This window comes from Pseudomonas sp. Pse79, assembly GCF_024519615.1.
GTDB lineage: Bacteria > Pseudomonadota > Gammaproteobacteria > Pseudomonadales > Pseudomonadaceae > Aquipseudomonas > Aquipseudomonas veronii.
Genome location: NZ_JALJRR010000071.1, coordinates 1 through 494 on the forward strand (window position 1 = coordinate 1; position 494 = coordinate 494).

1 pseudogene is annotated in these 494 nt (G+C 61.1%); it reads right to left on the reverse strand.

Features of this window, described 5'->3' with window-relative positions:
* Window positions 1-494: pseudogene (locus NR164_RS30260) on the reverse strand (type IV secretion protein Rhs); the annotation flags it as partial.

Sequence of the window (494 nt, forward strand, 5' to 3'; positions counted from 1 at the left end):
CGGCCGTCCGGTAGTTGCGTCTGGATCAGGTTGCCGAGTTCGTCGTAGTGATGGTGCAGATTGCCCGCTGAACTCTGTTCGGCAAGCAACTGGCCAAGGGCGTCGTAAGCGAAACCAAGAGCCTGGGTATTGCCCTGCAAGTCGGTGAAGGTGACGGCGGTTAGCTGGTCCACCGCATCGTAGCTGTAGTCGGTGCGGCCATCGTCGGTGGTCTTGGCAATCAACCGGCCAACCACATCGCGCTCCAGCCGATGAATGATGGGGGCCGGTGGCTCCTCGGGAACTATCGCCAAGCCATTGCCATAAGGCGCCGCAACGGCGGTCACTGCCGTGATGTTATCCAGCCGGTCGTAGGTGTAGCGCTTGGCGCTGCCGTCGAGGTCTTGTTGTTGGGTCAGCCGATCCCCGGCATCCCACGCGAACCGATAGCTTTCGCCGTTCTCGTTGACCAGCGCTTGCAGCCGCCCATAGCTGTCATAGCCGAATTGCACCTG